We start from the raw sequence: 21,689 nt of genomic DNA, 5'->3' as shown, positions 1-21,689 counted from the left end.
CACCGCAGCCCCCGTCCCTGAATCACCTCAAACAGGACGAAGTCTCACCCGATCCGCAGCCCCTGAACGCCAGGACCTGGGCACGTTCATCCGTACGTGGCTGGGCACATTCACGCGTACCCCGACACCCGCCAGACCCAGAACACAGAGTGATCGGTCCAGCCGAACAGACGGGCACTCGCACCAAACGAATACGCAACCCTGCCAGTTGCCTGCCTGGCCGACACCCCGGAACTGGCCGACGATCTTGACGGCTTGGCTGCCGACCTGGGGTACCTGCCACTGGCGCTGGCTCAGGCGACCGCGTTCATGCTCGATGACGGGGTGTCCTGCTCTACCTACCGGCGCCGGTAGGTCGACCGGCGCCGACGCCTCGAGGACCTCGTCCCCCCGCTGGCCGATCTGCCCGAGGACTACGCGCGGACCGTGGCCGTCACCCTGTCGCTGTCGGTGGACGCCGCCGACGCCGCCCGTCCCGACCTGTTGGCTACCCCGCTGTTGCGGCTGGCCAGCGTGCTCGACCCCGCCGGCATACCCCTGTCGGCATTCACCACGCCAGCCGCCCGCACCTGGCTGAGCTACGCCCGCAGCCTGCATCACCAGGCCGCCGCTCTGCTGGAGCTGGATGAGGATACGGTCACGGCCGGGCTGCGCTGCCTGCATCGGTTCAACCTGGTCACCGTTGACGACACCACCGTCCGGGTGCACGGCCTGGTCCAACGCGTGCTTAGGGAACCCCTGACTGATGACGAGGTGTCCGAGGTGGCCAAGGCCGCCGCTGACGCTCTCCTGGCCATCTGGCCTTACATCGAACGCGACCCTAGCCAAAGCCAGACATTGCGTGACAACACCACCGCCCTACGCCACCACGTCGGCGACGCTCTGCTCACGCCGAGTCCTCACAACGTCCTGTTCCGGGCCGCGCAAAGCCTCGGGGAGACCGGCCTCGTCCAATCTGCCATCGCTGCCTTCGAACAGTTACTCGACGACAGGTTGCGAATGCTTGGCCCGGACCATCCCGACACTTTGGCCAACCGTGGTCACCTCGCCCGTTGGCACAGCCAACTCGGCCACCACGCAGGCGCGATCGGGAGCTTGCAGCAGTTGCTCGGCGACCAGCTGCGCGTCCTCGGCCCCGACCACCACGACACCCTGGCCACCCGCGGCCTCCTCGCCTTGTACGGCTTGCCTGGTGGTCGCGCCTCTGCTTACCGACAGCTCCTTGATGATCAGCTACGCGTACTTGGCCCGGACCATCCCGACACTTTGACCACGCGCAGCCACCTCGCCCGCTGGCAAGGCGAGATCGGCCACCATGCGGGCGCGACCGCAGCCTTGCAGCTGTTGCTGGATGATCAAATGCGGGTGCTCGGCCCGGACCATCCCGACACTTTGGCCACCCGACGGGGGCTCGCCAAGGTGCGTGGTCAGGCCGGCGACCCAGCCGGCGCCGCCAGCGTCTACCGCCAGCTCCTCGACGACGTTGCGCGGGTGTTCGGGCGCGATCACCCCAACACTCTGGCCACCCGCGGAGACCTTGCCCAGTGGCACGGTGCCGCTGGCGACCCCACCGGCGCGGCCGCAGCCTTGCAGTTATTGCTCGATGATCAGATGCAGGTGCTCGGCCCGGACCATCCCGACACTTTGGCCACCCGCGGCGACCTCGCCATGTGGCGTGGTGAGGCCGGCGACCCCGCTGGCGCCGCCACCGCCTTCGCGCACCTTTTCGACGACATGGTACGGGTATTGGGGCGCGATCACGCCAACACTCTGGCCACCAGCGGTCGCCCGCTGGCGACGTAGGGCCGCCAGAGCTTCACAGCCATAGTCATCAGTCCTGCCAAGGAAGATGAATCATCACCCAACGTGGTTTCCAGCCTTATGCCGGTGAACTCGCACTGATCGAATACGCGAGGTTGCCAATCTCTCGCGCCTGCCGCTGCCTCGGCGACCGCACGGGCCTGAACCTGGCAGGCGTTACCACTAGCGCCGACGGAGGCTGGTTCGATCACGCAGCGGCCCCTCAAGTTGACGAGAACAAGCCCTCGGATGCCTTGCCCGCCGGCGCTGTGATGGAAGTCACAATGGGTTTTCAGGGGCGTCCGGGGCGACTGCGGCGGAGCGAGGGCCAGGTGTGCTCGAGGCCCGGTGGGTTGGATCGTCCGCCGCCAGGCCGCCGCGATCGACTCTCGGGTCCGGCGGCGGGGCCGTGATCGCGCCTCGCAGGATGGCCCTGGCGGGGGCAGGGCAACCCGGCGGTGGTGGCATGGGGTCCGGCCAAGCGGCTTCCAGTCAGACTGGTAGCAGTCGTCTGATGCGGGCCGGATCTCGGGGCTGACCTGGCGCGGCGGTTTCCGCGGCGCGGGAAATCCATCGATGATCACCGCTTGCCGATCGTTCTGATGCGGGGCAGCGGGGGCTTGTGAAACTTGGCAATATTCGAACGTTGGTTACTTTGGGTTATCTTTTTTCTGAATCTGTCTGTGAGGTTCGCGACGGCGAACTTTACTTTCCAACTCGTTCTGCTCGTTCTTATATAAGTTCATGGACCTGCTATAACAAGGCCATCAGGGGTGCTGAGGGCAGCTCTCGTCTGTCCAGTGTGGCGGCAGGAGCGTGCGATCGCTACTCTTGCCGCAGCTACCCACTGTAATCGAGGGTGGGGCGCGGAGAGGAGGTGGAGAAGACCTTGGAAGCAGCAATCGCAGAGGTGGGACGTACGGTGCGCTACGCCGTCCAGAGCAATGAGCGCACCGTCCGTCTCGGAGCCTTGATGATGCTCATCGCAGTGATCATCTGGCCCGTGATGCTCTAGCAACACCCAAAAGTTAGCAGGCCGGATGCGCTCCTACCACTTCGGCGGGGGCGCATCCGGTCTGTCGCAGCAGCAAGCGTGTCCGCGAGTGCGAACGCTGGCCGGCGACGCCCGGACCTTGCCCCGGCCCAAGCGGGCCGCTGCCTCCAACCAGTTCGCCGCCACCAACCGGTTCGACGCCAGGCAGTTGCTCGAGCAGACGATCGCCGAAGGCCCGAAACCGCCGGCCCCGTAGCGCACCACCCGCGCGGCCCGTCGGCGGGCGGCGTCCTCCACCCTCCAGCTTGACAAGAACGAACCCTCGGATGTCTTGCTCAAACCAGTGCGTGGCTACAGGTCTAGGCCGAGGTCGTGGCGGGCGACCGCCAGGAACTCGCGGCAGAACTCAGCGAAGCAGGCCGGATCATGCGGATCCGGCAGATCGGTCCACGTGGCCAGGATCGCGCGGGCCTCTGGGCTTCCATAGAGCTCGAACAGCGCCTCATGCTCGATCAGAATGCTCATCCGCGTATTCCGTGGCCACTGCGCAGTCAGCTCGGCCAGTTTCTCCGTGTCTCCGCGTCTCTTGTACTTCTCCCGCTGCTCGTTGATCTGGGCCAGCTGAAGAATCCCGAGGTAGGCGTTACGACGCTGTGTCTCGATCCGCTCGTGCGTCGTGCGGCGATCGGCGGCCGCCGACAGCTCGGCAACCTGTGCGCGGCCCTGCCGGCCGGTCAGCCAGGTGAAGAACGCGCCCATCGTTCCCGCAGCGCCGGCGGTCACCGGCGCGATCCATTCCCATGCCACCGCGCCATTCTGGCAACGCATCGGTCGGACACAGGCGGCTGGCCCAACTACGGGTTCTCGGCCCCGACACACTTACGGCCCTGGCCGCCTGCAGCAACCTCGCCTACTGGTTCGAGCGGTTGGGGACAGCGATTACCGGTAGTGACAGCGGCTGCGAATCGGCTGAGAACTCGCACCATACGAATACGCGAGCCTGCCAGTCAGTGCACTCCAACCAGCGCGGCCGCGGTGGTAGTGCCGGGCAAGCCGGCTGTCCGTTAGGCCGCTGATATCCATCCGTTCGGGTGAGCCCGGGCGGGTGCGAGGTGAATGCGGCGCGCCTGGGCCTCAGCACGGTCCCCGCCGTGACGACACCGAACAGCAAGACCAAGTACCTTGTCGAGTTCCTCGAGTCGGTCGGCGAGATGCTCGACAACATCCTTGATGCGCTTGAGGCGTACACCGCCGGGCTGCCCGCCGCGCTGCAATGGGCGCTCGCGGTCGTGCCGTTGGTCCTGGGGCACCTGAGCATCGTGCTCGCCGTCGTGTTGTACGGCACTCGCGCAGTACGCAGCATTGCAAACGCCGGATGGCGCTGGCTTACCCACGTGGCTCGGCTGCCGCGCCGCCCCGGTCGATGACCTGCATGGAGGCCAACAACGCTCAGTGAGCGTCGTGGCTGTCTATGAGGAGAACTCGCACCGAACGAATAAGCAACCCTGCCAATAAGTGCGGGTTGCTCCGACGGCTACGGGATCGTTGGGCGGTGTCTGGTGCGCGCGAACCTAGCGAGCGTCCGGGCAAGTCTGCGAGTGATCTTGCGAGCCGTCCGGAACAGGTTGCGATTCACCTTACGCGCCCGGGTTGGTCGCCGAAGAACGGCATTGACAGGCCCAAGTGGCGACGCTCCGCTAGCTCGTCCAACAGGCGCCGACGCCGTCATCGCCGTGCGCGGCGGCCGGGTGGGCGAAGGTGATCACCGCCCGGACGCCAGCGACGAGCAGCAGGGTGCGGCACCGGGCGAGCCTGCTTGCGCAGGTCCTCGTAGATCGCCTGCCGGTTACGTCAGGCGACGCGGGCCAGCTCGGCGACATTGCGATTGCCAGCTCGCCACGCTGCGGCGACCAGTTCGTCGCGGATGGTCGCCGACGGGGTCGATGAAGGCCGGGACGTCCAGGGCGTTGGGATCGCGGCCCGGGGTTCGCGCTGCTGGCCGCGGCCGGCGTGAGTCTGTGGCGCCGCCGGGATCTGACCCTGCCGGCCTGACGACCGGTCCTACTTCAGGACCAGAGCGATGAGGCCGGTGCCGTCGTCGGTGAGCGTTCCGACCCTGATCCGGCACAGCCGGTCGAGCGCGCGGCCGCCGCGTCCGTCCGGCGGGCCGGACCGCGGCAGCCGGGACAGTCCCTTCCGCGTCAGATCGAGGGGGAGGACGTGGTTCATCGTCCATTCCGAGTACCGCCGCACTACGGACGGGGAGAAGGCGCCACCCTCGATGCGCCAGACCACGGGGTGTCGGCCGGTGCCGGCGACCAGCAGCTCGCGCAGCCCGGGCAACGTCAGCGTGCCGACGTGCGGCCGATAGGCCGAGGTGCCCCGCGGATAGCGGCTCTCGTCCGGTGTGGACAGCACCAGAAGACCACCGTCCGAGACCCGCGAGAAGACCTGCCGGACGAACGCCGCCTGCGCGGGGCGCTCGACGTGTTCGATCACCTCCATGGCCGTCACCACGTCGGCGCACGGAGCCGCGGCGAGGTCGGTGGAGATGCTGGCCGGGCGCAATGCCCGGTCCGCCACGGCCAGGACGGCGGCGTCCCGGTCGTGCAGATGGAGCGGCACGCTGAGCTGGCCGGCCAGCCAGCCCGCCACGGCGGCGGTACCGCAACCCACGTCCAGCACGTGCCGCGCCCCGGGACACAGCTGCTCGGCGAGCATGGCCGCGGCACTGTAGTTCGCCACGTGCCGGACCACGGTCCGCCGCGACCCCCATTGGGCGACATCGCCGCCGTCGGCGTGCGTGGCGTAGCCGCGTCGCAGGTGAGCCACCGTCGCGAGGTAGGGGATCGCAGCCAGGACGTGGTCCTTCAACCGCCCGAAGTCCAGCGACAGGCTCCCGTCCCGTCCGCCGGTCCCGTCGAGATCCCGGCCATCCGTGTCACCGTCGGACGAGGTCGGGTGGTTGCCCTTCGCCGGTCGCATTCTCGTCGAGCCTCCTTCTCGCCGTCGCGGCCTCCGGCGCGCCCAGATCCTCGAGAAGCCGGACGGCGGTCGACCAGTGAGTCACCGCCGCCGAGGACCCGTCGGTCCGGATCGCGATGTCGCCCAGGCACAGGTGATTGCGTGCCACCCAGAGCCGGTCCCCCACCCGGCTGAACGCGGCCAGACTCGCCTCCAGCGACAAGGCCGCCTCGTCCCACCGGCCCTCCGCGGCCAGGACACGGCCGACGGAGTAGAGGCTCATCGCCTCGACGCGGTCGTCGCCGATCCGGCGCGCGATGGCGAGGCTCTCGGCGAACGCCGCTCCGGCCGGCTCCCGCCTCTCCTCGGCACGGTGCGCCTCGCCGATGCAGTACAGCGTGTAGGCGGTCCAGCGCGGCAGATCGAGCTCGCGGAACATGCCGAGCGCGTGCTGCAGCTCGGTCAGAGCCTCCGGCAGCCGGCCCTGTTCCGTGTAGATGATGCCGATCTCCCGGATGGTGTGCGCCTCCCAGATCCGGTCGCCGACCTCGCGGAACCGGGCCAACGCGCCCCGGTGATGGTCGGCACCGTCGTCGAGCCGGGACAGGAGCCGGTCGAGGACGCCCCGCTGATGGAGCATGTATCCCTGCGCCCGGATGTCACCGGCCTCGGTCGCCGCCGACAGCCCCAGCTGGTTGACCGTTGCCCAATCGTGCCAATGGCCGTGCATGTCGCAGAAGTCCGACAGCGTGCCCGCCAGCTCCCACGTCGCATCCCAGAGCCCGCAGTCGTACGTCTGCCGGGTCAGCGCCACGAGCGACTCCCGCTCGCTGTCGAACCAGGCGAGGGGGTCCTCCCGCAGAACCGTCTCGACCTCGGCGCTCTCGGTGCGGACGCGGACGGCGGGCCCGGTGAGGATCGTCCGCTTCCGGTCCGGGCGCAATTGGGCGTCGGCCCGTTCCGCCCAGTACAGATAGGCCCCCGCCGCCCGTTCCACACAGCGAGAAGCGAATTCCGGCGGATCCTCCTCGGCCGACAGCTGCCGGGCGAACAGGCGAAGCAGATCGTGGTACTGGTACCTGAGCACGCCGGAGGCATCGACGTCGAGGTCCTTGATGAGTTCCGCGTCGGCCAAGTGCTCGAGCAACAGGCCCGCGTCGGGCGCCGGTTCCTCGACGATCGCGGGCAACAGCCAGCACGGAATGTTGTGGACGGTGGGCACGCCCAACCGGCGGAAGGCCGACCTCTCCTCGTCGTTGCGATCGGCGTAACTGAGCTGGAACGAGGCGCGCACCTCGAGATCACCGGCGTAGAGCTCGGCCAGCCGCTGACGCTCGTCCTCCAGGCGTCGCCGCAACGTCGCCAGGCTCCAGCCCGGTCGGGCCGCCAGGCGACGACCGCAGATCCGGACCGCGAGCGGAAGGTAGCCACACATCGTCACGATCGCGGCCGCGTCGGCCGGGCTGGACGCCACGCGGTGGTCGCCGACGGTCCTGCTAAGCAGAAGCACCGCCTCCTCGGCCGCGAGGACGTCCAGGCGGAACAGGTGGGCCTCCTCCAACCCGGCGAGCACGGTGCGGCTCGTGACGATGGCGGCGTTGGTGCGGGACCACGGGATGAGCGGCCGGACCTGCCGCTCGTCCCGCGCGTTGTCCAGCACGAGCAGCATCCGCATGCCGGAGAGCCGGTCGTTGTACATCTGGACCCGTTCCGCCGGGCTCTCCGGCACGGCGCCGGCGACGACGCCGAGCCGCTGCAGGATCGATGTCATCGCGACGTGCGGGTCGAGCCGGTCGGACTCGAGACCGTGCAGATTCAGGTACATCGCCCCGCCGGCGAACTCGGACCTCAGGTCGCGGGCGACATGGAGGGCCAGGGCGGTCTTCCCGATTCCGCCCGGTCCCGACAGGGCCGCGATCGTCGGCGTGTCGCCCGGCGTCCGCAGATCGTCCAGCAGCTGACGGCGAAGTGCCGAGACGACGTCCTGCCGGTCGGTGAAGTGCGGAACCTCCGGCGGCAGCGCGAAGCCGGCCGCCCGCACCCCTTCTGCCTGGGTCTTCGCGGTGGCGGCCGGCTGGGCGAGCGGCAATGACTCCGGGGAGGGCAGGGCCAGCTCGACCGCGATCGCCCGTACGGTCGCATGGGCGTTTCCGGCGATGTGGTCGAAGGGCACGATCCGGATCGCGGCCCGTCCCTGCCGGCGCTGATGCTGCACCACCACACCGAGCGCGATGCCGGCGTAGAACACCAGTGCCCCGGACAGTCCGCCCCAGGACGACCGGACGTCCGGACCGAAGGCGGCCTCGGCCGCGACGGACTCGAGGAGCCGGTCCCGCATCACCAGATAGTGGGAGCCGGCGTCCTCGGTCCGGCGTATCGTCCCGTGGAACTCGGCCAGGTCCCGGTGGTGGCTGGCCGGGTCGAACTGCCACACGGGATAGCCGACCGTCTCGCAGTCGTGCAACTCGCCGCTCCGGGAGCGGTCCACCCGGCCGAACTGGGCCGGCATCGCGGTGTGCGGCCACCAGTCCGCCGTGACCTCGAGGACCGCCACATCGACCTCGTCCGAGGCGGCCCGGACGCGGGCCGTCGTCCGCTCGCCGTCGAAGGCGCGAACGACTGAGAGCGCGGCCGGCTGTTCCTGCGTCCGCTTGTCGACGGTGCAGTGCGCCGCCGTCACCACCCGGCCGGGCAGAGCGAGGAAGCCGGACCCGACCTGTTCGCGCCCGTCGGCCAGCGTGGCGATGACCGCGACCACCTGCTTGGTGGAGATACCGCCCCACTCCATGGCATCGTCCCGTCGGCGCTGGGATGTCCGCGCGGAGCTACTCGTCCGCGGCCGCCGGATCGTCGCGCGGACCGAACCTTTGCGGCGCGGACGCATCGTCGGCGATGGTGAAGTCTGACGTGACGCTCCCGTCGGGGCGCACCATCAGCGGCCGCAGGTTCAGCTTCAAGGTCTGCGTCGTGGCGGCGGAGTACGACCCGCCGATGCCCAGTGCGCCCCAGCCGATCCGGCCGTTGGCATCCTTGGTTATCACCGCCTGCATCGTCAGCTCCACCGGTTCGACCTCGAATCTGATCGACGATCCGCGGCCCCGGTCGATCGCATCGGCGAGGGCGGCTCGGAGGCTGTTGATAGCGTCGGGGATGCCGATTATCTCGTCCATGGGACTGTCTTCCTCTCACGCCTCGTGGCTGGGTCGCCGCTTGCCTACGTAGTACCGGTAGGTTTTCCACCTCTTGCCCAGGGCGGCCACGTCGGCCTCCTCGGCACAAGTCGTGCCGCCGGCCCGCCGCACTATCTCCCGGACCGCCTCTCGCCGTAGGCGATGGACCTCGCGGACGCCATGGCGTCCCCGCCTGGTCGCGACGACCGCGTTCACCACGGTCCGGGGGACCGCGGCGGTCATGAGTCCGAGCGGGGAGAGGGAGACCTGGCTGGGCATGTTCATGACCAGCATGCCGCCGGGGGCGAGAACTCTCACCAGCTCGCCGATAAAGGTGGAGCTGTACCTCGGCTCCATGTGCTGCAGAACGAGAAGGGACAGAACGAAGTCGTAGGAGTTGCTGGTGAAGGCCTTGAGGTCGTGCGCATTGTTCAGGAAGTACCGGCATCGGAGACCATGACGATTCAGCGCCCGGGCCTGGCGGACCATGGAGGGCGCGATGTCGACGCCGTCGACGATCTGGAACCGCGTGGCCATGGCCTGGGTCAGCCGGCCGACGCCGCACCCGAAGTCGAGGGCGCTGGCCCGTCTGATCTCGTACCCGAAGCTGGTGATCCGCTCGAAGGTGAGCTCGACCTCTTCCTCACCCGTACGGAAGAAGTCCTCGGACAACCACCGGTGGCTCCCTTTGCCGGGAAGTGAGAGTATTGCCCACATCGGATCGGCCGTCCCGAGGTGGTCCCAGTTTCGCTGAAGCCCATGAAGATCCACGGCGACTCCCAGGGCGAGAGGTCATGAGCGGTGCCGCTGGTGGAGCCAGAGTGGCATGGCCGGCCGCGCATCGCTGTCCGGTCGGCGACTGCGGCCGCTCAGGCGCGCTTCTCGCGGAGGTCGAGCCAGTCGACCTGTTCCTGCGTCAGATGCACAGCCAGAGCGTCCGCCGACGACCGGGTCTCCTCGATCGACCGCGGTCCGATCAGGGCGAAGGCCGGGAACCGCTGCGCCAGGACGTACGCCAGCGCAATCGCCGTGGAGGCGACGCCCAGGTCGGCGCCCAGCCGGCGCGCGCGATCGAGGCGTTCGAAGTTGTCCTCGCGGTAGTAGCAGCGCACGAGTTGGTCGTCGGAACGGTCCTCCCGCCGCGCGCGCCCGGCGAAGAAGCCGCCCGACTGTGACGACCACGCCAGGAGGGGGGTCGCCCGGCGTTCTAGCCATTCCCGGCTGACGTCGTCGGTCATGTGCCGGGAGCCGGGCCAGGGCACGTCCAGCGCGCGAGCCAGTCCGAAGTGGTTGCTCAGGGCGGCGAAGCCCGTCCGGCCGCGGGCCGCCGCGTACGCGTTCGCCTCCTCGAACCGGTCGATGCCCCAGTTGGAAGCGCCGAACGCGCCGATCTTCCCGGTCCGGGCGTGCTCGTCGAGCACGTCGACGAACTCGCCGACCGGCACCTCGGTGTTGTCGCGGTGCAGCAGGTACAGATCGATGCGATCGGTCCGCAGCCGCTCGAGACTCTCGGGGATCTGCCGGGCGACCGACTCCGGGTCGCAATGCGGAGTGTGCCCGCCCTTGCCGACGATCACCACGTCGTCCCGGATGCCGCGATCGGCTATCCACTCGCCGAGGAGCCGCTCCATCAGGCCCTCGCCGTACCAGTGTGCGCAGTCGAAGGCGTTGCCACCGCGATCGGCGAAATCGTCGAAGAGCGCGGCGGCGTGGGACAGCGTCTTCTGGTTGTCGCATCCCATGACGAGCCGGGAGATGTCGCGCTCGACGCCCGGGATGCGGCCGAAGCGCATGGCGATCTCGGGTCGCACCCGGCGAGCCTATCCCACGCGGTGGGTAATGACCCCTGCGCTTGCCCGGCGCCCCGGTGAGCCGCACGCTGAGAGCGACGCCTGGCGAGACGGGAGCTTCGTGGTGGTTGGCCGAAACGAGCGGCTGGGCGGCATCGCGTTCATCGCCCTCGGGTTCGCGGTCGCCGGATTTGGCGGCATCACTCTGGTGGATCAGCGTCTCAAGCAATGGCTACGGCAGCGGTGGACCGCCATCACCACCGACCCCGAACCTCATCAGGCAGACGACGCAGAGTGACCAGCACGGCCGGGTGGGCCGGCACTCGCGCCACACGAATACGCCAAGCTGCCAGTCAACCGTCGCCTGTTCGATCAGATGCGATTCCGCGACCGGTGATTGTGTCGCACGCCCCGATGAGGCGTTCTGACCTGCCAACCTAGTGGGCATTCGCCTTGCAGCGGACTGAGATCATGGAAGAGGTCGTGGTATCCAACCTTGCTCGGCATGTAGTTTGACCATCGCGCCACGGCCGCGCCGTTGCAATAGATGCGGGATTCCCCCATCGGATGCCGGCTGGTTCCATTACACAGAGCGTGACTACCCGCTGTGTGGCGTTCCCTCCCGGCGAGGCGTGTCTCACCACCCTATTGATCCTCGTTTCGGCGTTGGTGTCGGCGGTGCGGGGAGCAGAATCTTGAGGACTTTGCGGGCGTCGCGTCGGCGGCCCGCGTCGCGGGCGAACACGGCGGTCAGTCCGGCTGTGGTGAGCGTGCCGGTATAAGCCGCGGTCGCCGCGCGAGCGCCGTCGTGGCCTGAGGGGCAATTCCGTCAGGTGGGATGGTGGGCCACAATGGGCTGTGACCTCGCGAATACGCAAGGTGATGATCGCGGTCGCGCTGGCAGGGTGCGCCGCCGCGCTGGCGTGGATGTACCGGGCCCGCGGTGAAGATCTGGTCGGCCGGGCCAATGTGGTCGGCGGGCTCGCCGGCGCGGTCGGGGTCGTCTTGGCCGTGCTGGCGTTGTGGCCGAGGGGACCCCAATTACCCGGGCTCGACGAGGTCGAGCGGCGACTGGATGCGGCGCTGGAGTATCTGGCGCAGCAGACCTTGTCAGCCTGGCAGCGGCAGGCCAAGGACCGTCGGATCACAACGCCGGCCCCGGCGCTGGTGTCCTGGCAGTGGGCCGGCCCGGACATCGCGACCCCTGCCACCGACCTGACCGGGCCCGACAGGCCGGCACTGCTGACCGCAGGGGAGATCACCCGACTTCGGCAGCTGTACGAGCAGTTGCCCACCCCGGCCCGGATGGTCATCCTGGGCGGGCCCGGAGCAGGCAAGACCACCGCGATGTTGTTACTGCTCATCGACATCCTCATTCACCGCGCCCCACCCACCAACACCGACAGCGGGAGTGGCGCGGGTGGATTCGTGCCGGTTTGGGTAACCCTGGGCGGCTGGAACCCCGCCACGACCCCGCTGATCGACTGGGCCGCGGGCACCCTCAACCGTGACTACCCCGGCCTCGCCGGGCACGGCGGCCCCGGCGCCGCCCGTACCCTGCTGGAGGCTGGCCGGATCGCGTTGTTCCTCGACGGCCTCGACGAGATGCCCGAACCCACGCGGGGCCGCGCCCTGCACACCATCGACCAAGCCACCACAGGCCTAGCGGTCGTACTGACCAGCCGCCCCGACGAATACCAACACGCCATCGGCCTGCACCGACTCTGGAACGCCGCGGTCATCGACCTGCAACCGGTCGCCCTCGACGACGCCTGCACCTTCCTGCTGCACGAACAGATCGGCGAGCGTTACACCGCGTGGTGCGCGGTCACCGCCCACCTGACAGCCCACCCCGAAAGCGTCGCCGCCCGCACCCTGCGAGACCCCCTCGCCCTGAACCTGGCCCGCGACACCTACACCCACACCACCGCCGACCCGATCGGCCTGCTCGATTACCGCAGCTCCGACGCGCTACGCCGCCACCTGTTCACACGGCTGTTAGCTCATGCCTACCCGGACCCCGCCGAACACGCCCGCGCTCTCTTCTGGCTTACCTGGATCGCCCGGCACCTGCACGGCACCCGGGATATCCGCTGGTGGGAGATCCCCACCTGGACCGCCCGCACCACCCTCACCCGACTCGTGGTCGGGTTTCTGGGTGGACTCGTGGCTGGGCTAATTGGCGGGCTCATGTTCGGGCTCGTGGGCGGGTTGGCGATCGGCCCCCCGGTTGGGCTCATGGTTGGCCTCACGACCGGTCGGGGGACTGAACCGAGGATGATCGCTGTGCGGCGGCTAACCCGCGGCGGCCTCGTGGTCGGGCTCGTGGTCGGGCTCCTGTTGGCGCTCGTCGTCGGGCTAATCGTCGGGCTCGTGGTCGAGCCCGCGGTCGGGCTCCCGATCGGGCTCGTGGTCGGGCTTGTGGGCGGGCTTTCAGCGGTCATAGAGGATTGGAGCAAGCCACTTCCTACCGTGGGTGCGGCGAGCCCCGAGGACACCTACAGTGTCGACCTCCGTCGCTTGCTTGTGGCCGGACTTGTGGTCGGGGTGGGGTTCATGGTCGTGTTCGGGGTCGGGTTCGTGCTTGTAGGCGGGCTCGTGGTTGGGCTCGCGGTCGGGCTCGTGGTCGTGTTCGGAGGCATGTTCGGGCTCAGGGTCCCGGGCGCCGCGGGCGCCCTGGCAATCGCCGAGGGGCTGGTGATGGCACGCGGGCGCCGGGTGCGGTTCATAGCGCTACTTAAGACCGCCGCGGACCGGCAGGTCCTGCGCCGGGCCGGCGCCATCTACCAGTTCCGTCACGCCGCCCTGCAAGACCATCTCCTCGCTACATCTACGCCCGCTGACACCGATGCACCAGTGCCGCGCACATGATCGATCGCCGTCATAGAGACGAATATTCCGGGCCTTTCACGACCTGCGTCGCCGCCCAACGGGTCTGCTTCCGTCCGAGCAGCGCGTCCACAAATGGCTTCCGGGGTGGTGCGTTCGCTGACAATGCCCGGGCGGTGTCGTGATTCCGACCGAGTGCCGTCTCGGAGCGCCGAAGGCCAGACGAGGCGCCAGGTCAGGGCACTCCCTAAATGGACCGAAAGCGGCGATCACAGGTCGTAGCGGAGGCTACCCCTTCGCGAAGAACTCGCACCGAACGAATACGCACTCCTGCCAGTCGACCGGCTCAGGCGAGGTTGCGGCGCTCGCTCCAGGCAACCGCGGCCGCCGCGGTGGGCATCGGCGTCGAATGCCTCGCCTGAGCCGACTGCTTCCAGCCCGAAATCAACGATAGCGGCGTGCCCCGGCCGCTGCTGGCCGGGGCACGCGCCGAGATTCAGCGCCGGCTTCGCTCCTGGACGAGGGCCGGGTCGACCCCGGCCTCGCGCAGGAGATCATGCAGGCGCTGCTTGACGTCGACCGTGGCGTCCAGGGACTTCACGATCGACGCGGACGCCCGCTGCATGAGCTGGTCGAGGGCCAGCTCTTTGTCGATTTTCTTGTTACGGTCCATGGGTTGCCTCCTTCCTGATCGACTCGGAGTCCAGCATGCGGATGAGCTTCTGGCGAGCGTAGCGCCGGTTCGACCGCACGGTGTCCGGGTGCGTCCCGGTGATCTGCGCGATCTCAGCGTCGTCGTGGCCGTCGACATGCAGCGCGAACGCCATCCGCTGTGCGGGCGACAGCGCCGCCAGCATTTCCAGCGCCTTGTCGGCGTCTTCGTTGGCGTCGAGGGCCGCCACCATGGTGTCCTGCGTGACGCGCCGCTCCGCGATATCGCCGCGCTCGGCCTTTTCCCAGGTGCGGTACAGCGTCCGGGTGGCCACCGTGCGCACGTACGCCTTCGGGCTGGCGATGGTGGGCCAATCCTTCAGAGCGGCGAGCATCGCCTCCTGCGCGGCATCCTCAGCGTCCGCCCGGGACGCCCCGGCGCGGATCAGCAGTCCGACCAGCCGGCTGCGGTCCCCCTCGTAGAAGGCGGCGAACTCCTCCAGCTGCTCATCGGGGAGCTGGATCTTGATCTGTGACGGCATGGGTGTTTCCTCCTTAAAGGCCGACAAAGTCGGCGCAGCGGTTGTTGCTCGCACATAGCGATCTCCTTCTCTGCGCTCGACCGGCTTTTCCGGTCGAAACTCTTGCGCCAGGCAGGCGCACATCGGTCGTCGTGCGCGACGACGGCCGATGAACAGCGACCTGGGCTCTTCGGAGGTTAAGTACGAGGCGAGCGCTCTACGTGCAAGGCTTCCCAGAAATCTCTGAACCCTCTTGGCGGACGCGGATCACCGGCACCGTTGCGCCAGGTGCGCGACGACTAGGCCGACCGCAAGGACGGTGGCGATCAGGGTGACCGCGACCGAGTCCGACACCGCGTACGCCGCCGGCACCCCGACCAGGGCGCCGTTCATCACCATGAGGAGCTTGCCGACGTCGTCGCCGCCCGGGAGCCGGCGCTCGCGCGGCTCGCCGGCCTCCGGGGCCAGCGCCACGCTTACCGCCGACTCCTGGACAAAGTCGTTCATCTCCGACATGTGATCTCCCAACCGCTCCAACCTCCCGCTCGGAGGCTCTCCGGAGGTAGTGCACGGCAACGGGCCTGCCGTGCAATTCGTCCAAAAGAGCACGGTGCCGGATGTGCTGAATTATGGCTGCTGACCAGCGTTGCCGTTGATTCAGCCCGGAGACTACGGCTAGGCCAATAGACCCCTGGCCACCGTCGCGCACAGTAGTTGCTTGGCGAGTAGAAGCGGGGCATTCGCGCCACATGAACACGCGAGCCTGCCAGTAGACTGTCTTTGAACCTAAATCCGCAGCTCGCGCACGTTCTGGCTGGCGATAGTGGATGAACGGCCGTTCGGATCGGCGTCACGGTGACGCCGATCCGAACGCGCCACCAACCGTCTGATCGGCCCATGACGGTCTTGGAGAAGCTCGCGATCCCGATCAATCGCTGCGCAACAGCTCGTTGATCACGAAGGCCAGGACGCCTCCGGTGACCTGGAAAACCAGGGCGACGACGGTCAGCGCCGTCAGGGTGGCGTCGGACGCCGCGACGTAGGGATGGATCTTGCCGACGGCCAGGACTCCCTGGATCACGATGCCGGCGATGAGCAGGACGAGTCCGGCCAGCACGAGCCGCCCCCGCGGGCCGGATTTCAGCTGCGCCCAGTTGTAGCTGGCCCGGCCGATGACGAGCACCTCGCAGGTGCTCTTGTCGGGCAGGATGTCCTTCGCGACGAAGATCTGCTCGCCAGTGGCGCCCGGCCTCGTCTCGACCCGGAAGCTACGCGCGCGGCTCCCGGCGATCACCCGGACGTGTGTCGGCATCGTCGCGAGCGCGTCCTCGGCGATGGTGGCCACCTTCGCGGAGGAGACCGAGCTGTGGTGCCGCAGGGTCCACGGGTTTCCGCTCTTCGCGACGACCGGGTGGGGCACCATCAGTCGCCCCGGGACAGCGTTCTCGCGAACCGCTCCAGGTTGGGGTCGACTCGGTGACCCTCAACCAGGTGGAACCTGACGCAGATGAACGCCGCCAGGTGCAGCAGCCCGGCCGCATCGGGGGGCATTTGCTGCCACGACGCGTACAGCGGTCCGGGGTCGACCTCGCTGCCTGGCGGCAGCCGGACCGAGCTGCGCTCGAAGGCGGTCACGAACTCCGTAGACCTGCTGTATCCGGGACGCCGGGCCAGGAAATCGGCGACCGACGGCGCCAGCCACCGGGGGGCTAGGTCGCCCGGCCGCACGTCGGTGTATCGGGGGTAGCCGGCGGCCGTCTCCTGCAGGTCCGCGGTGAGGCCTTGCCCGCCTGCCAACTGAGCCAGCACGGCCGCGCAGGCCGCGGCGAAGTTCGGGTCACACTGGACGCAAATGAACTCTGGGACGTTGCCGTCGCGATGCCCGTGGTGCTCGCAGGCCAGCACGTGACAGGTGGCGCAGCAGCCGGACGGGCTGCCCCGGCGACCGACCTGCACGCCCATCGCCGGCACCCTCGCATTGCACACCTGACAGTCGGCCATCCCGAGCCACCTCGTCTTATCCTCGGACTGTTCTCGCTCCACCTGCTCGGCCCTCAGCCGGGCCGCGATCGGGCGCAGCTCCCCCCGCGCCTCATCACGCGGGAATCCCGGCTGCCCGATGATGCTCTGCAGTTTCTCCAGGTAACAGAGGTGCGCTGGGTCGCCGGCCCGGCGGAACTCGGCAGTCTCGGCCCCGGTGCCAGGCCCATCGAGGAGCTCGCCCAGCCGCTCCAACGCCTCCATGCCGAGAACTTGCTTGTCGACGAGTCCCTGGACGTAGCTGGCGAAAACGAGTAGCGCCGATGCGGTCCGATCGTCATGCCCGGAATTCTTCGCTTCGAAGAAGATCAATGCCATGAGCCGGACGGTCGGTGCGCGCGCTACGGGTGGAGGACGGTGCCGCTGCCCGGGACGAGCATCTCGGCGGCTACAGCGAGTAACCACGGCAGCCTGCCGACGCAGAACTCGCACCAATCGAATACGCGAGCCTGCCAGTCCGTTCGCGGTCGGGGCACTAGCGCTTTGGCCTGCGGGTTCAACTGTCCTGTATCGCGGATGGTTGCGAGTGTCAGACTTAGGTTGCGAGTGATCTTGCGAGGGTCAGAATTACTCTGCGAGTCGCTGCCAGCGTTGGGCATGACCGACGAGGTCATCTCCCGCGTCCACCGCCGGCTCGCGCAACGCTGATCCGATAATCGCCGGCCCGGCCACGTTCTCCGAACGGCACGCCAACCTCGACGCGGGGTAGGCCCTATGCGGTCGTGGTTGAAGCACGCCATCACGGGCACCGCTGGCTTGCAGCCCGGCCGGAGGTTACTGTCCGATCATGAACTGCTGCTTCGCTTCAGGGCGCACGCGCCGCCAGTAGGCGGCGAGCTTAAACGATCATGGGCTTACGTTCCGTAGTCGTTTGACATCGTTTACTTGTGCCGCATCTGATCATGAATCGGGCGGAGCTGAGCCGAGTCTTCGTGTCCTTCAGGGCCCGAGTCGCCCACGTTGTCGATTCGGCACGCGTGGGAGTCGAGCTGGCGAGCAGGAGACGGCGGTCGCAGCCGAACGCGGTCGACTGCCCGCAGGAGTGATAGTCAGGTCGGGCCGAGCGTCGGCAGGGTGATTGTCGAGGGTGGGGTATCGCTGGACTGTCTGGTCGGTGGTAGCGGTAGGGGAGTTCATCCTCTCGGATCGCGGTGATGGATATGCCGTCTCCCAGCTCGTCTTCGTCGGCGCTCGGCTCGTTTGATTCCTGGCTTGAGGTGCCGCAGACCGTGCGGCGTCGTGGCCGGTCGTTCGCTGGGCCGGGTCGGGGTGGGTTGCGGTTCGCGTTCTACGGGCGGATCTCGACGGTGGAGTATCAGGATCCGGTGTCGTCGAGGGCGTGGCAGGTGGAGGCGGCCGGTCGGGTGATCGCGGGGCGTGGGCGGACCGTGGTGGAGTTCTTCGACGCGGGTGCGTCGCGGAGTTTGCCGTGGGCGCGCCGCCCGCAGGCGGCGGCGTTGTTGGCGGCCGCGGAGGACCCGGATCGTGGGTTTGATGCTGTGGTGGTGGGGGAGTTCGAGCGGGCGTTCGCCGGTGGCGAGGCGCAGGTGGTGATCGCGTTGCTGGCGTCGTTCGGCGTGGCGGTGTGGTTGCCGGAGGCGCGTGGCCCGGTGGACTTTGGCCGGTCGGAGCATCAAGCGTTGCTGATGATGCTGGGGCATCAGGCGGAGCGCGAGGTGCTGCGGAACAGGTTCCGGACGAGTGCGGCGATGGCGGCCCAGGTCCGGGAGCAGGGCCGTAACCTCGGCGGCCGGCCACCCTACGGTTACCGCTTGGTGGATGCGGGCCCGCATCCGAAGGCGATGCACGCGGCCTGGGATAGACGGCGGCATCGGCTAGAGGTGGATCCGGTGACCGCCGGGATCGTGCAGTGGATGTTCGCATCCCGGTTGGAGGGGATGAGTGCGGCGGGGATCGCGCGGCTGCTCAATGAGCGTGGTGTTCCGTCGCCGGGGATGTACGACCAGGCGCGGAACCGGCATCGCCACGGCACGGTGTGGACGTTGCGGACGGTGGCGGCGATGCTGGCGAATCCGCGGTACACCGGCCGGCAGGTGTGGAACCGGCAGTTCACCGATCACCGGGAGGCGGTACCAGGGGACAAGCGATCCAGCCGGGGGCCGGTGCGAGTGTGGAACCCGCGATCGGACTGGGTGATCTCCAGCGAGGCGACCCACGCCGGGCTGGTCAGTGACGCCGACTTCCTCGCCGCGCAGCAGGTCACTGTTCTGGCGATGCCGGAGGACGGCCGGGTGCACCGGTATCAGCTGACTGGTCTGTTGGTGTGCGGGGTGTGCGGGCGCCGTTTGGAAGGACATTGGGTCAACCGGCGGCCCGGCTACCGTTGCCGGCACGGGCACACCAGTGCGCAGCCGGCCGAGGCGGACGGGCCGCGTTGGGTGTACTGGTCGCAGGCGCGCATCGTCGAGCAGGTCCTCACCGCATGCGGCACCGAGTTGACGGGTTGTGCTGATGCAGGCCAGGTGGCCGCTCATCTACGGGCACGGGACAGACTGATCGTGTGCGGCCCCGACACGGTGACACTCGAAGATCTCGCCCAGGATGACGGGGAATCCAACGGCCGGCCGGTGGAAGCGGAACGGCATGACGAGCTGGTGGAAGAGGCTCTCGGCAACGGCCAGCTCATCCTGCCGCTGCCCACCGGTCCGACCCGAAAGAAGAGTGGATTCGGCCAATGGATCCCGCAGCGGAGGCCGGGAAAGAGAAACCCCCATCGAGATGACCCGAAATGTGAATGATCTCTTTGGGGGTTAACGTGTCCGGGCCGAACAAGACTATACATAACCTTGCGCTTGGCATTGGGTGAAACGCGGCGATTGTGATGAGTCCAGTTGGCAGTCAAATAGGCGTTGGCTATTGCGGAATCCGCCCGATTGGAGACTCGCCGGCCGGCTACTCTGTTTGGTGTCGCGGTCTGGACGTTGCGCGAGGCATGTTTCCTTGGCGTAGTGCGGAATTTCGATAGCTTCGCACGCCGAGCGGCGACGATTGTTGGGCAGAGACACGTTGCCCTATTTGACCGAGGATGCACTCATCCGCGAAACCGGATAGGACCTCGGTGTCGATACGACCAATAGCCTCCAGCGGAATCGTCCATTGCCCGACGGCAAGCGCGGCTACAATCAACGATCGGGCAGTGACAGGGTCAGCATCGTTGCTCAAGCTAGTTAGGGCCTGTGCCCGCTTTTCTGTGTCGGTGATGGAGTTGGCGATCTGCTCGGCACGGTCGTACTCCCCAGCTGCCGAGGCTGCCTTGGCCGCATCCGTCAGTGCCCGCACTTGCCAGTCCTTGTCGGTGATGGAGCTTGTGATCTGTTCGGCGGCGGTGGCGAGCCGTCGGGCATATTCGTGCTCACCGGTTGTGGCTACGGTGCGGGCCAGTTCGGTCAGGGCTTGCGCTCGCCAGTCCGGGTCGGCGATGGACTGGGCCGTCTGCTCGGCGGCTATGGCCAACTGCCGTGCCTGCTTCGGCGCGCCGGCGGCCGCAACGGCCTGGGCTAGCCGAGCCAGCGCCTGAGCCCGCTGATTCGGGTTGGTGATCAAGCGGGTGATCTGTTCAGCATCAGCGGCAAACTGCCGGGCCCGCTCGTGATCGCCAGCGGCCGCAGTCTCGCGAGCCAGGTCCGTCAGGGCACGTGCACGCCGTTCCGGGTCTGCAATATAGCTGGCGATCTTCTCAGCCTGCTCGTGTTCGCCGGCGGCCGCAAGTGCGTGAACCAAGTCCGTCAAGGCTTGTGCCTGCCGGTTCCGGTCGGTGATGGAATTGACGATCTGTTCGGCCCGCTGGTGTTCGCCGGCGGCCGCGGCAGCGCGAGCTGCATCTGCCAGGGCTTGCGACCGCCAGCTCGGGTCCGTGATGGAGCTGACGATCTGTTCGGCCCGCTGGTGTTCGCCGGCGGCCGCGGCAGCGCGAGCTGCATCTGCCAGGGCTTGCGACCTCTGGCTCGCGCCTCTAATGGGATCGATGGAGTTGGCGGACTGCTCCGCATTTCTGGCCAGCCGCCGTGCTCGTTCGTGTTCGCCGGCGGCTGCGGCTGCGTGGGTTGCGTCGGCCAGAGCTTGTGCTCGCCGGTTCGGGTTGGTGATCGAGTTGGCGATCCTTTCGGCTCGTTCGTGCTCGCCGTTTGCCGCAACGGCCTTGGCCAGGTCGGTCAGGGCCGTCTGCCGGTTCGGGTTGGTGATCGAGTTGGCGATCCTTTCGGCTCGTTCGTGCTCGCCGTTTGCCGCAGCCGCCTTGGCCAAATCGGCCAGAGCTTGTGCCTGCCGGTTCGGGTTAGTGATCGAGTTGGCGATCCTTTCGGCTCGTTCGTGCTCGCCGTCTGCCGCAACCGCCTTGGCCAAGTCGGTCAACGCCTGCGCCCGCCAAATCGGGTCGTCGATGGTGTAGGCGATCTGCTCCGCCAGGCCGTGCTTGGCTGTGGCCGCGACGGCACGGGCCAGTTCGGTCAGGGCTTGTGCCTGCCGGTTCGGATTTGTGATGGATCGGGCTGTGTGTTCGGCGGCGGTGGCGAGCCGTCGGGCATATTCGTGCTCACCGGTTGCGGCTGCGGTGCGGGCCAGTTCGGTCAGGGCCTGGGCCCGTCGGGCCGGGTCGGTGATGGAGCTTGTGATCTGTTCGGCGGCGGTGGCGAGCCGTCGGGCATATTCGTGCTCACCGGTTGCGGCTACGGTGCGGGCCAGTTCGGTCAGGGCCTGGGCCCGTCGGGCCGGGTCGGTGATGGAGCTTGTGATCTGTTCGGCGGCGGTGGCGAGCCGTCGGGCATATTCGTGCTCACCGGTTGCGGCTACGGTGCGGGCCAGTTCGGTCAGGGCTTGCGCTCGCCAGTCCGGGTCGGCGATGGACTGGGCCGTCTGCTCGGCGGCTATGGCCAACTGCCGTGCCTGCTTCGGCGCGCCGGCGGCCGCAACG

The 21,689-nt window shown here is 68.1% G+C and carries 19 protein-coding genes; 7 read left to right on the top strand and 12 right to left on the bottom strand.

Annotated elements, in window-relative coordinates; genetic code table 11:
• Positions 1-426 precede the first annotated feature (426 nt).
• From ACFQS1_RS38355 to ACFQS1_RS38345, 3 genes are all read left to right on the top strand, one after another.
• Positions 427-1,803: a tetratricopeptide repeat protein gene (locus ACFQS1_RS38355; RefSeq protein WP_378977577.1), complete on the top strand. Its 1,377-nt coding sequence runs from the start codon at positions 427-429 to the stop codon at positions 1,801-1,803.
• An 874-nt stretch (positions 1,804-2,677) separates the two neighbouring features.
• Positions 2,678-2,815 carry a hypothetical protein gene (locus ACFQS1_RS38350; protein WP_378977575.1) on the top strand — a complete coding sequence of 46 codons (138 nt, stop codon included), beginning with the start codon at positions 2,678-2,680 and terminating at the stop codon, positions 2,813-2,815.
• Positions 2,816-2,903: 88 nt separating this feature from the next.
• Positions 2,904-3,050, top strand: coding sequence for a hypothetical protein (locus ACFQS1_RS38345; protein WP_378977573.1), 147 nt, complete (start codon positions 2,904-2,906; stop codon positions 3,048-3,050).
• A gap of 95 nt (positions 3,051-3,145) precedes the next feature.
• On the opposite strand, the gene ACFQS1_RS38340 is transcribed toward ACFQS1_RS38345, so the two are convergent.
• On the bottom strand, positions 3,146-3,601 hold the full coding sequence (locus tag ACFQS1_RS38340) for a hypothetical protein (RefSeq protein WP_378977571.1): 456 nt from the start codon (positions 3,599-3,601) through the stop codon (positions 3,146-3,148).
• 344 nt (positions 3,602-3,945) lie between these two features.
• Here ACFQS1_RS38340 and ACFQS1_RS38335 point away from each other — a divergent pair, with 344 nt between their 5' ends.
• Complete coding sequence (locus ACFQS1_RS38335; RefSeq protein ID WP_378977569.1) at positions 3,946-4,221, top strand: hypothetical protein; 276 nt, start codon at positions 3,946-3,948, stop codon at positions 4,219-4,221.
• 634 nt (positions 4,222-4,855) lie between these two features.
• On the opposite strand, the gene ACFQS1_RS38330 is transcribed toward ACFQS1_RS38335, so the two are convergent.
• The 5 genes from ACFQS1_RS38330 to ACFQS1_RS38310 form a co-directional block, all read right to left on the bottom strand.
• Entirely contained in the window at positions 4,856-5,779 is a 924-nt protein-coding gene (locus ACFQS1_RS38330; RefSeq protein WP_378977567.1) for a class I SAM-dependent methyltransferase, read from the bottom strand.
• Complete coding sequence (locus ACFQS1_RS38325) at positions 5,736-8,546, bottom strand: tetratricopeptide repeat protein (protein ID WP_378977565.1); 2,811 nt, start codon at positions 8,544-8,546, stop codon at positions 5,736-5,738. The genes ACFQS1_RS38330 and ACFQS1_RS38325 overlap by 44 nt, the downstream gene beginning before the upstream one ends.
• 37 nt (positions 8,547-8,583) lie before the next feature.
• Positions 8,584-8,928: a trypco2 family protein gene (locus ACFQS1_RS38320; protein WP_378977563.1), complete on the bottom strand. Its 345-nt coding sequence runs from the start codon at positions 8,926-8,928 to the stop codon at positions 8,584-8,586.
• A 15-nt stretch (positions 8,929-8,943) separates the two neighbouring features.
• On the bottom strand, positions 8,944-9,600 hold the full coding sequence (locus ACFQS1_RS38315) for a class I SAM-dependent methyltransferase (RefSeq protein WP_378977561.1): 657 nt from the start codon (positions 9,598-9,600) through the stop codon (positions 8,944-8,946).
• Positions 9,601-9,797: 197 nt separating this feature from the next.
• On the bottom strand, positions 9,798-10,739 hold the full coding sequence (locus tag ACFQS1_RS38310) for an aldo/keto reductase (RefSeq protein ID WP_378977559.1): 942 nt from the start codon (positions 10,737-10,739) through the stop codon (positions 9,798-9,800).
• Positions 10,740-10,767: 28 nt separating this feature from the next.
• Between ACFQS1_RS38310 and ACFQS1_RS38305 the strand changes: the two genes are divergently transcribed.
• Positions 10,768-11,016 carry a hypothetical protein gene (locus ACFQS1_RS38305; protein WP_378977557.1) on the top strand — a complete coding sequence of 83 codons (249 nt, stop codon included), beginning with the start codon at positions 10,768-10,770 and terminating at the stop codon, positions 11,014-11,016.
• Between the two features lie 581 nt (positions 11,017-11,597).
• Positions 11,598-13,589 carry an NACHT domain-containing protein gene (locus tag ACFQS1_RS38300; protein WP_378977555.1) on the top strand — a complete coding sequence of 664 codons (1,992 nt, stop codon included), beginning with the start codon at positions 11,598-11,600 and terminating at the stop codon, positions 13,587-13,589.
• 454 nt (positions 13,590-14,043) lie between these two features.
• Here the strand turns inward: ACFQS1_RS38300 and ACFQS1_RS38295 are convergent, their stop codons facing one another.
• The 5 genes from ACFQS1_RS38295 to ACFQS1_RS38275 all read right to left on the bottom strand — a co-directional run bounded on the left by ACFQS1_RS38295 (position 14,044) and on the right by ACFQS1_RS38275 (position 17,077).
• Positions 14,044-14,220, bottom strand: a complete 177-nt coding sequence (locus tag ACFQS1_RS38295) for a hypothetical protein (protein ID WP_378977553.1) — start codon at positions 14,218-14,220, stop codon at positions 14,044-14,046.
• Positions 14,210-14,740 carry an RNA polymerase sigma factor gene (locus ACFQS1_RS38290; protein ID WP_378977551.1) on the bottom strand — a complete coding sequence of 177 codons (531 nt, stop codon included), beginning with the start codon at positions 14,738-14,740 and terminating at the stop codon, positions 14,210-14,212. The genes ACFQS1_RS38295 and ACFQS1_RS38290 overlap by 11 nt, the downstream gene beginning before the upstream one ends.
• Positions 14,741-14,986: 246 nt before the next feature.
• Positions 14,987-15,226 (bottom strand): hypothetical protein, encoded by a 240-nt coding sequence (locus tag ACFQS1_RS38285; RefSeq protein ID WP_378977549.1) that lies wholly within the window; start codon positions 15,224-15,226, stop codon positions 14,987-14,989.
• Positions 15,227-15,647: 421 nt separating this feature from the next.
• Positions 15,648-16,142 carry a hypothetical protein gene (locus tag ACFQS1_RS38280; RefSeq protein WP_378977547.1) on the bottom strand — a complete coding sequence of 165 codons (495 nt, stop codon included), beginning with the start codon at positions 16,140-16,142 and terminating at the stop codon, positions 15,648-15,650.
• Positions 16,142-17,077, bottom strand: a complete 936-nt coding sequence (locus ACFQS1_RS38275; protein WP_378977545.1) for a hypothetical protein — start codon at positions 17,075-17,077, stop codon at positions 16,142-16,144. The genes ACFQS1_RS38280 and ACFQS1_RS38275 overlap by 1 nt, the downstream gene beginning before the upstream one ends.
• Before the next feature lie 956 nt (positions 17,078-18,033).
• On the opposite strand from ACFQS1_RS38275, the gene ACFQS1_RS38270 reads away from it, so the two are divergent.
• A complete protein-coding gene (locus ACFQS1_RS38270; RefSeq protein ID WP_378977543.1) occupies positions 18,034-19,518 on the top strand; it encodes a recombinase family protein in 1,485 nt (494 codons plus the stop codon).
• 154 nt (positions 19,519-19,672) lie between these two features.
• On the opposite strand, the gene ACFQS1_RS38265 is transcribed toward ACFQS1_RS38270, so the two are convergent.
• Positions 19,673-21,689: ATP-binding protein (locus tag ACFQS1_RS38265; RefSeq protein WP_378977541.1), on the bottom strand; the 2,017-nt coding region annotated here is incomplete at its 5' end.

The organism is Paractinoplanes rhizophilus, assembly GCF_042664765.1.
Classification (GTDB): domain Bacteria; phylum Actinomycetota; class Actinomycetes; order Mycobacteriales; family Micromonosporaceae; genus Actinoplanes; species Actinoplanes rhizophilus.
This window is presented reverse-complemented; position numbering and strand designations above follow the sequence as displayed.

Coding starts and splice junctions, on each gene's coding strand:
- ACFQS1_RS38330 (WP_378977567.1), bottom strand. CDS start 5,779: ATGCGACCGGCGAAGGGCAACCACCCGACCTCGTCCGACGGTGACACG.
- ACFQS1_RS38325 (WP_378977565.1), bottom strand. CDS start 8,546: ATGGAGTGGGGCGGTATCTCCACCAAGCAGGTGGTCGCGGTCATCGCC.
- ACFQS1_RS38320 (WP_378977563.1), bottom strand. CDS start 8,928: ATGGACGAGATAATCGGCATCCCCGACGCTATCAACAGCCTCCGAGCC.
- ACFQS1_RS38305 (WP_378977557.1), top strand. CDS start 10,768: ATGACCCCTGCGCTTGCCCGGCGCCCCGGTGAGCCGCACGCTGAGAGC.
- ACFQS1_RS38295 (WP_378977553.1), bottom strand. CDS start 14,220: ATGGACCGTAACAAGAAAATCGACAAAGAGCTGGCCCTCGACCAGCTC.
- ACFQS1_RS38290 (WP_378977551.1), bottom strand. CDS start 14,740: ATGCCGTCACAGATCAAGATCCAGCTCCCCGATGAGCAGCTGGAGGAG.
- ACFQS1_RS38285 (WP_378977549.1), bottom strand. CDS start 15,226: ATGAACGACTTTGTCCAGGAGTCGGCGGTAAGCGTGGCGCTGGCCCCG.
- ACFQS1_RS38280 (WP_378977547.1), bottom strand. CDS start 16,142: ATGGTGCCCCACCCGGTCGTCGCGAAGAGCGGAAACCCGTGGACCCTG.
- ACFQS1_RS38275 (WP_378977545.1), bottom strand. CDS start 17,077: ATGGCATTGATCTTCTTCGAAGCGAAGAATTCCGGGCATGACGATCGG.